Source organism: Streptomyces sp. NBC_00846 (genome assembly GCF_045207325.1).
GTDB lineage: Bacteria > Actinomycetota > Actinomycetes > Streptomycetales > Streptomycetaceae > Streptomyces.
In genome coordinates this window covers 6460210-6475439 of record NZ_CP108846.1, presented here as the reverse complement: position 1 = coordinate 6475439, position 15230 = coordinate 6460210, and the positions used below count along the sequence as shown (strand labels likewise).

Genomic DNA, 15230 nt, shown 5'->3' with positions numbered 1-15230 from the left:
TGTGGCGATCGGTTGTCCCGCCAGATGGCGGGACAACCGATCGCCCGTTGAGCGCCGGACTTCCTTACAGCATCGTCCGGAGCGCAGATGCCGGACCAGAAGCGTACGACGCCATGAGCCCGAGTGCCGTCACCACGCGGTCGGCCAGCGTCCGGACCCGCTCGGGGTCAAGCCCCCCGTCGTGGAAGGCGAACCGGAGTGCGACCGGCTGACCGTTCTCCACCAGAAGAGTGAGCGAGAGCGGGTAGTGCACCTCTTCGTACCCCAGCGCTCGTTGGAACGTCTGGTCGGAACTTGCGTCCGAAACGTCCTCGACGACAAAGATGTTGTCGAAGGGCTCGCCCTGGGCACCCGGCACCCTCCGCTGGAGGTCGGCCAGGGAGTGGTAGCCGTAGCGCACGGTGTCGCTCAGTTGGTCCCTGAGGTCGGCCAGCGCTGTGGCCACCGTCGCCGAACCGGCCGGATCCCAGATGATCGGCACCGTGTTCATCACCAGCCCCACGATGCGGTCGATCTTCGCAAGGTCCCAGGTCCGCCCATCGACCACGCAACCCACCATGACGTCGTCCCGGTCGACGGCAGTCGACACCGCGACCGCCCACGCCGCAAGAGTGGCGACGGCAGGCGTCACACCATGCTGGCTCACCAGACTCTGAAAGTGCGTCCTGGTAGCCGCCGACAGGTCGATGGTGAGCAGGCGCTCCCCGCCTCCGCCAGCTCGGCTGGGCGGGTCGAGGTAGCACGCACGACTACCGGCAAGCCGACCCGTCCAGTACGTCCGCGCCGCGTGCTGCCGCTCCGGGTCGCGCAGCCACTCCACGTAGCGGCGGTACGGTACCGGCATCGGCAACTTCCCTGTGCCATCCGTCAGCGCCGCGTGCAGTCGGCTCGCCTCGTCGGTCAGCACACCGACACTCCAGCCGTCGATCCACAGGTGATGGCAGTTGAGCACCACCTTCAGCCGGTCATCACCCGTACGCGCCACCGTCACCCGGGGGCGCCAGTCCCGGCTCTGGTCGCCCGCCGTATCTATGAGGGCCTCCGACCAGTCGGCGATCTCGATGTCCACCGACTCCGCTGGATGCACCACCTGGACCGGCCGGTCCAGACCCTGCCAGAGCACGCTGCTGCGCAGCACCGGATGCCGTCGGACCATCTCGCGCCACACGTCGACCACCTCGGACTCGTCGAGGCCGGCAGCGCACTCGATGAGGTGGCATCCGCCGTAGCCGCCGCCCATGAGGCTATGCAGCAGCATCCCGCTCTGCAGGGGCGTGAGGTCATACAGGTCGTCCGCTCGACCGGTCTCCTTGAGGACCCGGTCCAGCTGCTCCCGCGTGACCGACGCCAGGGGGAAGTCCGACGGCACCCGCGCCGCGCGTACCCCTGGCCCACGTCGGACCAGGAGCTCAATGGTGCTCATGCAGCGCCGCGCGACCGACTCGATGGTCTGCCGCCTGTGCAGCGTGGGGGCGTAGAGCCAGCGGAAGGTGAGCTGATCGTTGGCGACGTCGACTTCGAGCTCGATGTCATGGCTGCGCTCCTGGCGGGCCGAGCGCTCCTCGCCAGCGGCACCCATGGCCGCGCTGAAGTTCTCCGCCTGGAACTGGGTCTCCAGATGGCCCGAGTAGTTGAACATGATCGTACCCGGGTTGGCCGGGGCGGCCTCGATATCGCACTCCAACCGGTCCGGAGGCCCGGCGACCATCGCCTGTTTCATGCGGTGCACCGCGTCGCGCAGCCCCGGGTCGCTCTCCGCCTCCAAGGTGAACGAGTCAAGCGTCACCCGGTGTACCCCCGCGAACCAGCCCACCGCAGCAGAGCGATCAGGGCCGGGAAGGCGACTGTCCCGACCATGCCGTTCCACATCGAACGTCACCGACGGCAGTCCGTGGGCCGCGCTCAGCGCGTCGGTGAGGGCGGTCAGGAGCACAGTCTCGACCGGGCTGCTGTAGTCGCTCGGCGTCACCCGCAGTAGATGTCTGGTGGTGGATGCCGACAGCCGCACTTCGACGCACGCGGCACCACCCACGGTGTTGGCGCCGTCCGCGGTGTCCCGGGGAAGAGAAACCGGCTCAGGTGCCGTGCTCTCCGTGCCTTCGGACGCGGGAGCCTCCCGCGGACGTACGGCAGCGAGCGCGCTCGCCCACTTCGAGAAGGCGAAGGAGTCCTCGGACAGGCCGGGTTCACGTCCAGCAACGAGGTTCGTGTAGGCGACGTCCAGATCGCGCACGATGGTCGGCCAGGAGAAGGTGTCGACCGCGAGGTGGTGGACGGCGAGCAGAAGAAGGCTCGGGCGTTCGGCGCCGGAGATCAGCGCAGCGCGCAGCACCTGTCCGCTCCCGATGTCGAGCGAGCGCTGCAGCCTGGTGGCCGCTTCCTGGAGCTCATGTTCGCGATCGGCGCCCTGCTCGAGATAGACCTCGGACAGCAGCTCGAACCCGGGTGGCGCCTCGCCAACCTCCTGCTGCCACCCGCCGTCGCACTGCGCGAAGCGCAGCCGGAGCGCGTCGTGGGCGTTGACCAGCGCCTCGAGAGCGGTTTCCAGCGCGAAGACCTCGGGCTCGTCCTTCCACTCCAGGAGGATGGACTGGTTGTTGTGGTTCCGGTCCACCAGCTCGCGGTCGATGAACCACTGCTGGATCGGTGTCAGGGACAGCGGCCCGCTGACCTCGACCGTGGTCTCAGCCACCACGTCCGACCGCACCACCAAGGACGCCAGGGCGTGCAGCGTCGGACAGCGGAACACATCGGTGAGGCTCAGCTCGTAGCCCTGCTCGCGCAGCTTCGATGCGAGGCGAACAGTCGAGATCGAATCGCCGCCGAGCTCGAAGAAGTTCGCATCGGGGTCCACCGCGGTGACCCCCAGGACGGACTTCCACGCCTCGCGCAGCACATCCTCCACGCTTCCCGCACCCGGGTCATCGGCGGCCTGTTCAGGCTCGGGATTCTGCCGCGCCAGTGCGGAGCGGTCGACCTTCCCGTTCGCGTCGAGCGGGATCGAGTCCACCGTGGCGTACTGCCGCGGGATGGCGTAGTCCGGGACATGCTCCGACATCCACTCGACCAACCCCACCGGTACAGCCTCGTCAACGACGAGGTAGGCCTTCAGCACCAGCGGTGCGTCGGGGGCGCTGCGGTGACCTACGACGGCTGCGTCACGGATGTCCGGGTGCCGCCGGAGCGCCGACTCGACCTCGCCCGGTTCCACACGGTAGCCGCGAATCTTCAGCTGGCGGTCCGACCTGCCTAGGAATACCGCGTTGCCCTGCCCGTCCCAGGTCGCCCGGTCGCCGGTGCGGTACATCCTGGCCCCGGGCTCCGGGGCATAGGGGTCAGGAACGAACTTCTCGCCGCTCAGGTCCGGTCGGCCCAGATAGCCGCGGGCACAGCACACCCCGCCGATGAAGATCTCACCCTCCACACCGGCAGGGACCGGCTGAAAGTCGTCGTCCAGGATGTACATGGAGGTGTTCTCGATAGGCCTGCCGATCGGGATGGTCTCCCCCGAGAAGCCGTCCGGAGTCATGAAGAAGGCGTTGGCAACGGAGGCCTCGGTCGGCCCGTACTCGTTGAGCACGGGTGTCGCAGAGTCGAGTGCGCGCCATCGCTGCAGCGACTGCATCGGGAAGAAGTCGGCCCCGACAGCGAGCAGCCCCGCGAGGCTCCGCGCCCCGTCGGTATCGGTCATCGAGGTGATCAGGTCGAGCTGTCCGGGCGTCAGCTTGATGAAGCCGTACGGGCCCGAGGACAACACCTCGGAGATTTGCGCCGGCAGGTCCTGGTCGTCGGGGACGAGCCGCACGGCCTGGCCGCACCAAAGGGGCGCGTAGATGTTGGGCACGACCATGTCGAAGCCGACCGAGGAGAAGAGCGGTGCACCGTCGGTGCCGAGCGTGGTGTAGGTCTCGACGGCCCAGTCGAGGTAGTTCGCCACACCGTGGTGTGGGCACAGCACGCCCTTGGGCCGGCCACTCGACCCGGAGGTGTAAATGACGTAGGCCAATTGCTCCGGCCGCACTTCCTCGTCCAGATCGCTCCGCTCAGCCGGGCCGGCGGTCGCGACCGACTCCAGCAGCTCGTCGACGCACAAGGCCGTCGAGCTGGCGAACGCCTCGTCGCCGCGGTGATCGGCGTCGGTGATGACGACGGTGGGCTGCGCGTCCTCCACGATGTGCCGCCGCCGCTGAACCGGGTCACCGGGCGACAGCGGCACGTACGCGCCACCGGCCTTCATCACGGCGAGGAAGCTGACGAGCATCTCCACGGACCGCGGCAGACATACAACGACCAGGGACTCGGCCCTGACGCCGTGGGCGCGCAGCTGGCGCGCCAGGACGTTGGCCCGGGTGTTGAGATCCTCGTAGGTCAGTGCCACGTTGCGGGCGTGTAAAGCGATGCTGCGCGGAGTGCGGGAGGCCTGGGCTTCGAACCCGCCATGGATCGTCTTCGCCCGGATGGCCCGACGTGGAGCCCACTCTGCGGGGATACCGTGTGATGCCGTGGCCACGTGAACACCAGCCGCTGCCGCCGGGGTGGCGACTGCTGTGCCGGACCCAGCCGATAGATCCAGAGATGTCGATTCGCTGGACTCCGTCATCGTTTCTCCAAGGTTCTGATCGGCCGATATCTGACTCAACCGTCGCTCGCGCAGCCCAGATCGTGGAATTCGATAGGCAACGATCTCTTCAGCAGCGCACACGCCGGCCTTGTTTGCGTCCTGGCGCCAACATTTTCATCGGCACCAAGGGCGGGAGGCGCCCAACTATTGATGTGTGATCAATCGTTCTGACCGGATCCGACAACTCCTCCGGTGCCCCGTTGGGGGGAGGGAAGTCGCCTCTGACGCGAGGAATATAGGCGGCGACGAGTCGGCATAGCACTCGGGAGTGTCCCCGAAGAATCACTGTGGCCTCGTCGAGGGCGAGATGTATCCGCTGCTCACGGTGCCTCTGTCTCCTCCGCGCGGAGGAAGTTCCAAGTCGGTTCCACCAGGCGGGGGATAAGGACCGAGCTCGCACCGCCGGGCGGTGCGAGCTCGGTCCTTAGGAGGCTGATGAGGCAGGCTGGCTCCGCCCTGCTCGTCCCTTGCCGCGGTGACGGTCCATCTCACGCCATTCCGGGCGCAGACCTGTAAGGTTGGTCGTCAAGAAGTACACGGCGCCGGCGGTTAGCAGCGCGGGTGCGAGACCCATACCCGCCACAGCGGCGCCCGCGAGTAGACCGCCCAGCGGAATCCCGGCCCAAGTGATGGCGTCGCCGATACCTTGTACCCTACCCATCATTTCCGGGGGAATCCGTTCGTATGTGACGGCACCAATGATCGGGTTGATGAAGCCGCCCCCAAGACCGCCAATGCCTATCACCACCGCCATGCACCATAGCGGTGCGTCCGTCGTGAGGATGAGGAACCGCGGCGCCCCTGCGACGAGCCAGCCGAGGAAGAATACCGGCCGGCGCCGCAGCCGGTGGGCCACCGTCGCAGCGATGAGGCTGCCGACCGTCGCAGTAATACTGAACGAGGCCAGCACCAGTCCGATCGTGGCAGGACCGTAACCGGATCCCTTGGCCCAGACAGGAATGAGTACGGCCACATACGCGGCGTCCAGCAGATTCGTGATGCCGAGCATCGCGTAGAGCGTCAGCAGTACTGGCTGCCTGCGCAGGAACGCGAAGCCCTGCCGGAAACTGTGCCAATATCCGTCCTGCACATCGTGTGTGCCTTCTCCCTTCTCGGCAGGGTGCTTCTGCGGTCGCCCCATCCCGCGAGGCAAGGCTGCGGCAATGATCAGCGAACCCAGGGCGAAGCAGACGGCGTTGACTCCCAGCCCGACCATCGGGCCCACCAGCCCCACCAGAGTGCCCCCGGCGGCAGGCCCCACGGTCCCGGCCAGGCGCTCGAACACGCCCTGCAGCCCGGTTGCCCGTTCCAGCGGCACCCGGCTGAGTTCGGCCGCCTCCGGGATCATGACGTCCTTCGCGAGATCCCCAGGGCTGCGGACCGTGCCGATGACCGCGACCAGGCCCAGCAAGACCTTGAAAGACAGCATGTCTTCGGCGTGCAGCAGGGGAATCAGCAAGGCGGCAGCCGCACTGACGACATCCGCGATCCAGGAGATCCGGCGGGGCCCGATCCGGTCGACCAGCGGCCCGGCGAAGGCTTTGACCGCCACATAGGGCCCCATCTCGCAGAAGGCGACCAGACCGGTCTGCGTGGCGCTGCCGGTCGTAACGAGCACGAACCACGGAATGGCGATGGCCGAGATCCTGGTTCCGCTGTGCGCGACCAACAATGCCGCCAGAACTCCTGCGAGCGGCCGTAACCGCGCCCGGCCGACTGTATCTATCTTTGCGTACGTCATCAGTTCTCCTCCTGCGCAGGGAAGTTGACCTCCGGCAGCACATGGAAGTTCACCCACACCCGCTCGGTGTCCTCGGGCTCCTCGTCGCCCGAAGCTCGCCGGTACCGGTCGATCACGGACCAGATCTCGTCGCGCAGCCGGCGGGCCTCTGCGGGAGTGATCCGAAGCGCGGCGTCGCTCATATCGAACGCCTCCCGCCACGGCCGCGGCAGCGCCTGTAGACCGTTGAGTCCTTGCTGGGTCCGCATGGTGTAAGTGCTGTGTACCGACTGCAAATACGCCATTGCCGCCTCCGGCTCCCGCTCTGCGAGATCCTCATGGTTGAAGCGCGTCAGCTGGTGCACCGAACGCCACCACCGTTCCCGCGCGTTCCCCCTCTCCGTGTCCTCGACCACGAAGCCAGCCGCAGCGAGCTGCCGGAGGTGGTAGCTGGCCGTACCGGAATTCACGTCCAGCCGCTCCGCGAGGCGGGTGGCGGTCGACGGGCCATGCTTCCGTAGCAGCCCGACCAGCTGCACGCGCACTGGATGCGCCAGGGCACGTAGCCCCTTGGCGTCCAGAACCACCGAGTCCTCTTCAACGTTCGGGCCATCCGGCCTCTCCACTGCATCAGCCATGCGACACACGTTAAACCGCAAAGGGTTCTTCGCAAAGAGATCTCCGCGAACAACTCTTTGCGATTGGAGCAAGGTGAGATCCGGAGCATGAGCTGTCGATGTGCCGTTCAGGCCGCCACAGCGGACCAGAAGTCCCGTGGGTCGGGCTGTACGCCCGGCCCGGGACCGTCATCACCCTGGTAGAACGGTGCCGCGACGGCGAGCACACGATCAGGTCCTGGCCCCCGCCCCGATAAGGCATACGGGCAAGCCCCTGTCCTTGGCCACGGCGGCTAAGGAGTGGTCTCATTTGGTGAGTCCGCGGTAACAGATGAGGGTGCAGGCGATGCCGGTGAAGGCTGGGAAGTGGGCGGCCTTACGCTCGTACCGGCGGTGGAGTCGGCGGCATCCGGCAAGCCAGGCCACGGACCGCTCGACTACCCAGCGGTGGCGGCCCAAGTGGGTGGAGGACTCGACGCCCCGTCGGGCCAGGCGATGCGTGATGCCCCGGCTGCGGAACCATTGCCGCAGGTGCCGGTAGTCGTAGCCCTTGTCGCCGTGCAACTTGCCGGGCTTGCGACGCCGCGGTCCCCTGCGGGAATGGATTGGCGGTATGCCCCGCACGAGCGGCTGAAGACCCTGGCTGTCGTGCATGTTTGCACCCGAGATCGCAGCCGATCACGAACCGAGCTCTCACTCGGGTGTCCAGCCGATCACGTTCCGGTCGTCGATGCCAGGCACCGCCACGACTGTGCACTCAATGGACGACACGCGGCACCCCGACGCGACCGACACCACGCGGTCACAGCCTTGCCATCTCCGACGCACCCAGGCAGCGAAATCGTCCCCGAGACCTGCTGGCTGCACGTGTGCCAGCAGCACTTCTATCTCTTGACATGGTGTGTCATCGACGCGCAGTAAGATCTCCCATCTGGTCAGCCGCACGAGTCGCACGACCGGCATGGTGGGGTGGCGGCACTCTCGCGGGAGATTGGTTCCGTCGAGGAAGTGAACCATCTGCGGGACGCTTCGTCGCGCAACGCACTTGTCAGCGCCTCACCGCAGATGTGTCGGTTGTCCTCGCGCAGAGTCCAGCGTGAGCGGAGCCACGCCTCGCTTCGGGGATATGTGCTGCCCATGGTGGTGCAATCACGTCGCCGGCCACAGCCGCAGGCCCGAAGGCAAGGGGAAACTCCCACCTGGCCGCTGGTCCAGTGCTGCCGATGGATCCACTCCCAGTACGGAGCCGGCACGATGCCGTACCCCACGTCGAACACAGCGGCGTCCGGGTCGACGTAGTGACGTGTGAACCCGAGAACAGTTTGATCACCACACTGTGCTGGGGCAGGAGTCGCCTACTCGGCGAGGGCAACGAATTTGCCGGGCGGTATCCGTTCGCAGATACTTGCATTTCTCCGAGAGCTCCTCGTGCGATCCGAATATGCTTGCAGCTGGATACTGCACCGCATCGGCGCGGTCGCGGAGACTCGAAAGGAAGCCCGGTCATGAATCGACGTCAGTCACGACGTCGCCTCTATCCTCTTTGACTCCTGGAGGGGGTTACGTCCTCTTCCTCTTCCTCTTCCTCTTCCTCTTCCTCTTCCTCTTCCTCTCCCTCTTCCTCTCCCTCGTCTCCTTCCTCTTCGTCTTCCTCGTATTCGCCCTCTTCTTCGTGCTCGTCCTCCACGCCCTCGCCCTCGTCCTCGTCCTCGTCTTCCTCCTCGCCCTCTTCCTCGTAGTCCTCGTCTTCGGACTCGTCGCCTTGTGCGTCCTCCTGCTCGGCGGCCTCTTCTTCTTCCATGGCGTCTTCGTGGGATACGACGACTTCACCGTCCCGGATTTCACCGCGCCAGCCCTCGGGCTCTTCCTGGGCGAGGGTGACGTATCGCTGAAAGTGCTTGAAGTCGAGTCGCATTCGGCGCCCTTGGGCGCGCCACAGATTGCCCGTCTTCTCGAAGAACCCGGACGGGTAGTACTCCACGACCAGGACGATTCGAGTCAGGCTGGGCGCCAGCTCATGGAAGCTGACCGCACCACGGGTAGTTCCCTTGGCTCCCTCGGATGTCCAAACGATGCGGTCATCGGGAACCTGTTCCTGGACAGTCGCTTTGAAGCTGCGCGAGGAAGGGCCGACTTTGACCTTCCAGTCGCTGGACATCTCATCGCTCTTCGAAACGTCGCGAACGCCCTTCGCGAAGCTGCTGAACTGGTCGTACAGCGTCCAGTGGTCGTACGCGACACGCAGGGGCACTCCCACATCGAGAACCTCGATGATGTTCATGACCTTGCCGCCGCTCGACTTGCGTTTCCCCTTTCCGCCGCCGAACGCTTCCTTGGCCTTCCCCACGACTTTGTCCTTGAAGCCCTTGGCTTTCTCCCCGACGAATGCCTTCAGTGGGGAGTCGCCCTGGAGAATGCGGGAGCCGATCGCGGGAAGTGATCCACTCTCGGCCACATCAGTGAGCTGCCCAGTGACATCGGCCAGTTTGTCGCCTGCCTTCTCGGCGAGCCTCTCCACCTGTGCACTGAGGAAGTTGGACGCTTCTTCGCGAAGCCGGTCCGCGCCCGACTTTTGTGCCGTGGGCTGGTCTGTTTCCGTCCTGGTCATGACTGGCTACCTCCGACGATCGGCGCGCTTGGACGCTGCTTGCTTCGACGACGTCGTCTTCCGGGCGACGGACTTCTTGGCCGGAGCAGTCTTCTTCGCAGCCGTCTTCTTTGGCGGGGCCGTCTTCCGGGCGGTGGACTTCTTGGCGGGAGCTGTTTTCTTCGCAGCCGTCTTCTTTGGCGGGGCCGCCTTCCGGGCGGCAGACTTCTTGGCCGTCCGAGGCTTCTCTCCGTGGGCGGGAGCGGCCTTCTTGCGTGCCGCGCCCCCTCTGGGCTGGGCTGATTGGCGACTGCGGCGCCGCTTCGGCTGCCTCTCTTCCGGCTCTTCCTCTTCCTCGTATTCCTCTTCCGGTTGTTCCTCCTCTTCCTCAGCCTGGCCCTCTTCGTACTCGGCCTCCGGCTCTTCCTCTTCGGGTTCCTCCTCTTCCTCGTTCTCCGCGCCTCCCTCTTCCGGCTCGTACTCCTCCTCTTCCCCCTCTTCCTCCCCCTCATCCCGCTTCTCGCCGAGCCGCGCCGTGCGGTCGCTGATGGCGTCGGCCAGCGAACTCATGCCCCGGTCGGCGGCGGCAGCCACTGCCTTACGGCCCGCGTCGAAGACTTCCCCTTTCAGCTGCTCCTGCAGCTCGGCGAACTGGGGAATCTCTCCGAGTCTGCGCATCCCTTCGGTGGCAAGCTGGCGGGGTTCAAGGCCGAATCGCCTCCCTGCCAGATACGTCGCAATTGTCAGCGCCAGCCGGCCCTTCTTCGTCCGGCCCAGCACATAGCCGCCCACTACTGCGGCCGCAAGGGTCACCTTGGCTGTGTCATCCATGGGTGCGTCACCTTCGATCGTTCGATGCGGGGCCGACCTGTGCAGCATGCAGCCGGTCGAGCAGCCTTTCCCCTTCCCGGTTCGAACTCCTCCGGGCTCATATCTCCGTCTTCCAACTCCCGGTTCAGTACAGCCAGATGGGCACGGAGCACTCCTGGGTCGTGCAGCTCGCGCTCGGCAGCGTCGCTGAGCTTCCGCCACCCCGATCAGACCGCGGAACGGTGTGTTGGGGGGAGCGTGAGCAGTCCCGTGATCAGTCCCTGTCAGACTCCGACAGCCTGCACGTGAGTGCCTACAGCGGCGACGAAGTTGCAACAGGGCAGCGGGCCCGCAAGACGCAGCTCGACGTGTTCGCGGTGCGCGCTTCCGAATCGCTCCTCCGCTTCGGAAGTCGTCGTCTTCTCCACGCGGCTGCCGTCGAAGTTTTCCCGCCGCGCGGCCGACGTTCCTCTGCCATGCATCCAAGTCTGATCGGTATCGGGCGCCTCGCACCTTGAGAGGTTGTCGGGCGCACCAGCCGAGGTGGGCGACCCTTGGTGATCGATGTTTTGGCGGTATAGCGGACGACGGTGCACGAGCCCATCCCGCGCGGCCACAGCGTCCTGGCCACCCGCAACGCTCTGACCGCGACCGTCCAACCTCTACTTCTGCAACCCGGCGAGCCCTGGCAGCGAAGTTCGAACAGGGACACCAGCGGCCTGCTGCGACAGTACTTCCCCAAGGGGCATTGACCTCTGTCCCGCGCCTTTGAGCAGTTGGAGGTGGTGGCCGCCGAACTCAACAGCCGACCACGAAAGATGCTCGACTGGGAAACCCCAGCCGAGCGTCTCGCGAACTGTTGGGGCTGGTTCTCTCGGCCTGTCGCTCACCCCGCGTCCTGGGGCATTTCTTCGACGACTTCCGCAAGTCGCCGCAGCATGCTGCGGTGCCGGATCTGCGCAAAGGCGTCGAGAACTGTGTTGTGGAGACTGCCGCCCAGTCCGCGCAGCGGATGCTCGTCGAGAATGACCAGGGTCTTGTCGCCCCACGGCCGGATGTCGAAGGCGATCCGTGCCGTACCCAACGGCCCTCCGTGCGCTTCGAGTTCCAGCGCGCGCGGCGCGTCGAGGCGACGGACCGTCGTGCGTCCATGGAACTCCTTCGGTCCCACACGCACCGTGTATTTGATCGACGATCCGACTTCCGGCCAACGCCCTTCGCCCGGGCCGGAGTCGAAGGTCCCCACCACCCAGTCCATGTAACGGCTCTCGTCCTCCAGAACCGCCCAGAGTACGGACGGTTCCCGGGCGATGAGCTGATGACGTACAGCCATGTGTGCTCCCATCCGGGACGCTGAATACCCGACCCTGGTAGCGATCTGCGGGCCGGCATCAACAGCTGCATCGAGCATGCGGCACCCGAGCACGCCGAGATCACGGCCGCCGCTGGACATCACATTGACCGCGTGCACGCGGAACCGGAACAAGCGGCCCTACCAGTAGTGCCGTCGACCGCCCACCGCATGCCCGGCGGCACCCAGGATCCAAAGAACGATGCCGATCGCGACGAGCACGATACCGATGGTCCACAGGATCGATATGCCGGCCACCAGACCGACGACCAGCAGAATGACGCCGAGGATGATCATGGCGTCCTCCGTTCTCCCAGGTCTTTTCAGTATGCGCCTCACACATACACACGGCGATGCAGACCGCGCGAGGCGATCGTCCACCAGACCAGGGAAAAGGCCATGCCGCGAGGGCAGGCACATCCTGCGCTTCCGCCTGGCCGGGTCATCGCCAGTGCGCTCGGCACCAGAGGCGCCGTGACCCAACTCGTCAGCTTCCGACAACCGTCCTGAAAAGCGCGGTTCAAATCTAAGGGGCATGGCCCCGTCTGCACGAGGCTCTATGGCGGCACCTCCGCGCGTTCGAGCCGAAGATCGTACGCCGGCGGCAGAAGCCTCTGCCGGGGGCAAGGTCCGCGGTCACGTCCCCAACGAAGGCCGCACTAAAGCGCGTCAACATGGAGAGCACGTCCCCGGGACTTGACTTCACCGGCAAGAGTCAAGCCCGCCGGACCATGTGTTGGAGGACCGCACTGAACGCCTTCGACATCACCTCGACGGCCGTCTCTCAGCAGTCCGCCAGAAACCTCAACAACGTGAGCTACACCGGTCGTTTGGCAGACCCGCATGAGGGCCTCACCTGTTCAGGATCACCACACCGGCGATACCTGTCACCGACCTTCGTGGACAGATCACCTAGGCGACGCGGCGGGCGCGGTGGCGGACTTCCCGGAGTCGGACCTCCGACGGGAGGCGGTTCAGGCCTGCCGAGTCCCGTGCGTGTGCGAGCGTTTCCCGGCTCAGTTGCTCCAGAGTTCGCGCCGGTTCCGCGTGAGGCTTTAGCAACAGCCGTACTCGTGCGGCCGGAGCAGCACGCCGACCCGTCAGCCGTACATGAGCCCGCGAGATCCCGTCCAGGTCTTGCGCCTCTTCCTCGATTGCGTCCTCCAGCGCGCGGCCGTTGAGTCGGGCCGTTGAGTCGTCTTCGCTCTCGATGAGGACCTGGCCCAGCCGGTGTCTGCGCAGTTGCGCCAGAAGCCACCACAGCAGCAGCGCGAGAAGCACGGCGAGCACGGCGATGACGGCCGGCCACCACCAGTTCTCTTCCCGCCACCGGGTGCGTCCCTCGGTGCCCAGCACGACATCGTTCGGACCTCGGAAGGGCCACCAGCCCGGCACGTCGAACCCCCAGTGGCGCTGCAGATCCAGCCCACCCAGCAGCACGCCACCCCCCAGGGCGAACAGTCCAAGGCCGAGCAGCCCCAGCAGCACCCGGTTCACCGCCTTGAGCATGGGACACCTCACCCCTTCTTCGGACGCCGGACGCGCACGTCCAGCGTGGGCTGCCGGGCGAGACCCAAGTTCGGTACGGCTTCGCCCAACGCGGCGTCCAGATCCGCGTGAACCTCGTTGAGATCGCGGAAATGTGCCTGTGCCCGGGCTCTGACCTTCCGGCGGCCGACATCGACCCGTGCCGATTGCACACCGGACACCCGTACGGCTCGGTCGCGCAGAATCAGGGCGGCTGCGTGGCGGTCGAGCCCGGCGCGGACCTCCCCTGTTCTGGGGATTCCGGTGGGCTGCCGCATGGGTAGCAGTCTGCGCAGTCCCGGCGTCACCGCCAGCAGGAAAAGCCACAGGCCAAGGGCCATCGCCACTGCCGCCCCGACGGTCATCCAGATGTCATGCAGTGGTCGTGTGGCCAGTTCCTCGGCGAGCCGCCGTCGCCAGCTCATCCCGGGCCGGTCTGCCCGCACCGAGACCACGTCGTACAAGAGCAGCCCAATGGCTGCGACGGACAGCAACGCCACAATGACTGCCGGGATCCGCCGTGCGGACCAGAAACGGCGCGCCAGCCGGCCCGCTCTATGGACCGCTGCCGTCGAGCCCTTGCCTTGGGGATTGCCCGCGGACGTAGTCGCCTGTCCCGTACCAGGGGGAATGTCGCCATCGCCGGTCGGCTGCCGCCAGGTGTTCGCGCTCATCTCACTCTCTCCCGGTCCGTATGCCGCGAGTGCACCGAGTACAGCCTCTCGACCGACACCGCGAGTTCGGACACGTCCATACCGGCCCACGTCCTGAGCCGTTCGATGACCTCGCGGCGCACCGCAGCACACTGAGCCCCGATGTCGGACGGATAGCCCAGCTCCACGGCGATGCGCATCCGTACTTCGCCGAGCACGGCCGGACGGCTATAGGCAGGAACGCGGCCCCGTCCTGCCTCGTTTCGCTCCGGTGTCCGCCGCACAGACGTCGTCACGTGTGGTGTGCGGCGGTCGGGCGGTACGTGGCCGGCCGACTCGGTGAACCGGCTCAGCGCCTCGCGGGCCGCGTGGGAAGCGATCTTCGCAACGACTCGGTCGGAGACGGTGGTCGCACCCCGCTCCCCGCGAGGAAGGCCCGGACGACGATCGACGTCGCTGGTCACTGCCGCCAGTCTCCCTGGGCCTGTCGCCGGTCATCGCGCATCCGCTGGTGGTCGTCACGGCGGCGGATGAAGTCACCCGGTTCGAGATCACCTTCCATCAAGCGCCCGGCGACAAGTCCGACGGCGCCCAGTGCCAGCACGAGCAGGAAGGCCCAGAAGCCACCGAAGTATCCGGCGAAGCCCAGTGCCATTCCGGCAATCAAGCCGATCACAGCCTTGCTCATCACGCGCTCCTTCGCTCAAGCGGGCTGCTCCCCGTTGGCTACTGAACCCGCTGCCGCTGTTCCTCTTCGTCCTCCTCGTCGGGCAGCTTCACATCGCTGACCGCGATATCGACTTCCACGACTTCCAGGCCCGTCATCCGCTCCACTGCGGAGATCACGTTCTCGCGTACGTCACTGGCCACGTCCGTGATGGAGACGCCGTAGTCGACGACGATCTCCAGATCGATGGCCGCCTGCACCTCTCCCACCTCGACGCTGACCCCGCGCGTGACGGATTTGCCACTACCGGCGCCGGGCATCCGCTCCCGCATGGATCCCATCGAGCGCGCGAATCCACTGCCCAGGGCATGGACGCCGGGCACATCGCGTGCCGCCATCCCAGCGATCTTCTCTACCACCACGTCGGCGATGGTCGTCCGACCGCGAGAGCCGGGCGCACCGCCGTGCTTTACGCCGGTGTTCTCAGTCATCGGGCTATTCCTCCCTGAAGGAGATCACCTAGCACTCTTTGGTCGGATTATATTCGTTTTAGTGGGATTTATCAGAAGCGCGAACCATGAGACGGGGTGGTCCAACGAGTGGTACGAAGTGCCCCTGCCCAGAGCCCCTGCGGAGTTGGGGCGCAGTGCGGGAGGAAGAGAACCGCAGCCATGGAA

13 protein-coding genes and 2 pseudogenes are annotated in these 15230 nt (G+C 66.1%); 1 reads left to right on the top strand and 14 read right to left on the bottom strand.

Translation table 11 applies throughout. The features are described 5' to 3' along the window. Positions 1 to 64 precede the first annotated feature (64 nt). The 7 genes and pseudogenes from OG936_RS29835 to OG936_RS29805 form a co-directional block, all read right to left on the bottom strand. On the bottom strand, positions 65 to 4600 hold the full coding sequence (locus OG936_RS29835; RefSeq protein ID WP_406498894.1) for an amino acid adenylation domain-containing protein: 4536 nt from the start codon (positions 4598 to 4600) through the stop codon (positions 65 to 67). A 445-nt stretch (positions 4601 to 5045) separates the two neighbouring features. After that, positions 5046 to 6362 carry an MFS transporter gene (locus OG936_RS29830; RefSeq protein ID WP_406498893.1) on the bottom strand — a complete coding sequence of 439 codons (1317 nt, stop codon included), beginning with the start codon at positions 6360 to 6362 and terminating at the stop codon, positions 5046 to 5048. After that, complete coding sequence (locus OG936_RS29825; protein WP_406498891.1) at positions 6362 to 6979, bottom strand: ArsR/SmtB family transcription factor; 618 nt, start codon at positions 6977 to 6979, stop codon at positions 6362 to 6364. The genes OG936_RS29830 and OG936_RS29825 overlap by 1 nt, the downstream gene beginning before the upstream one ends. 285 nt (positions 6980 to 7264) lie before the next feature. Next, positions 7265 to 7636: pseudogene (locus OG936_RS29820) on the bottom strand (transposase); the annotation flags it as partial. A gap of 856 nt (positions 7637 to 8492) precedes the next feature. Further along, positions 8493 to 9566 carry an SRPBCC family protein gene (locus OG936_RS29815; protein WP_406498890.1) on the bottom strand — a complete coding sequence of 358 codons (1074 nt, stop codon included), beginning with the start codon at positions 9564 to 9566 and terminating at the stop codon, positions 8493 to 8495. Positions 9567 to 9572: 6 nt separating this feature from the next. Further along, positions 9573 to 10376, bottom strand: a complete 804-nt coding sequence (locus tag OG936_RS29810; RefSeq protein WP_406498888.1) for a histone protein — start codon at positions 10374 to 10376, stop codon at positions 9573 to 9575. Beyond that, positions 10355 to 10528, bottom strand: coding sequence for a hypothetical protein (locus OG936_RS29805; protein ID WP_406498886.1), 174 nt, complete (start codon positions 10526 to 10528; stop codon positions 10355 to 10357). The genes OG936_RS29810 and OG936_RS29805 overlap by 22 nt, the downstream gene beginning before the upstream one ends. A 487-nt stretch (positions 10529 to 11015) precedes the next feature. Here OG936_RS29805 and OG936_RS29800 point away from each other — a divergent pair. After that, positions 11016 to 11209: pseudogene (locus OG936_RS29800) on the top strand (IS30 family transposase); the annotation flags it as partial. Between the two features lie 32 nt (positions 11210 to 11241). On the opposite strand, the gene OG936_RS29795 reads toward OG936_RS29800, so the two are convergent. The 7 genes from OG936_RS29795 to OG936_RS29765 all read right to left on the bottom strand — a co-directional run bounded on the left by OG936_RS29795 (position 11242) and on the right by OG936_RS29765 (position 15044). Further along, on the bottom strand, positions 11242 to 11841 hold the full coding sequence (locus OG936_RS29795; protein ID WP_406498885.1) for an SRPBCC family protein: 600 nt from the start codon (positions 11839 to 11841) through the stop codon (positions 11242 to 11244). 6 nt (positions 11842 to 11847) lie between these two features. Next, a complete protein-coding gene (locus OG936_RS29790) occupies positions 11848 to 12003 on the bottom strand; it encodes a DUF6131 family protein (RefSeq protein WP_406498883.1) in 156 nt (51 codons plus the stop codon). A 615-nt stretch (positions 12004 to 12618) separates the two neighbouring features. Then, positions 12619 to 13215: an alkaline shock response membrane anchor protein AmaP gene (amaP, locus tag OG936_RS29785; protein ID WP_406498881.1), complete on the bottom strand. Its 597-nt coding sequence runs from the start codon at positions 13213 to 13215 to the stop codon at positions 12619 to 12621. Between the two features lie 8 nt (positions 13216 to 13223). Then, complete coding sequence (locus OG936_RS29780; RefSeq protein WP_406498879.1) at positions 13224 to 13907, bottom strand: DUF6286 domain-containing protein; 684 nt, start codon at positions 13905 to 13907, stop codon at positions 13224 to 13226. Further along, on the bottom strand, positions 13904 to 14350 hold the full coding sequence (locus tag OG936_RS29775) for an Asp23/Gls24 family envelope stress response protein (protein ID WP_406498877.1): 447 nt from the start codon (positions 14348 to 14350) through the stop codon (positions 13904 to 13906). Before OG936_RS29775 ends, OG936_RS29780 begins: the two co-directional genes overlap by 4 nt. Further along, positions 14347 to 14574: a hypothetical protein gene (locus OG936_RS29770; protein ID WP_406498875.1), complete on the bottom strand. Its 228-nt coding sequence runs from the start codon at positions 14572 to 14574 to the stop codon at positions 14347 to 14349. The genes OG936_RS29775 and OG936_RS29770 overlap by 4 nt, the downstream gene beginning before the upstream one ends. A gap of 38 nt (positions 14575 to 14612) precedes the next feature. After that, the gene (locus tag OG936_RS29765; protein ID WP_406498874.1) at positions 14613 to 15044 is read right to left on the bottom strand and encodes an Asp23/Gls24 family envelope stress response protein; all 432 of its coding nucleotides are present in this window, start codon (positions 15042 to 15044) and stop codon (positions 14613 to 14615) included. Between the last annotated feature and the right edge of the window lie 186 nt (positions 15045 to 15230).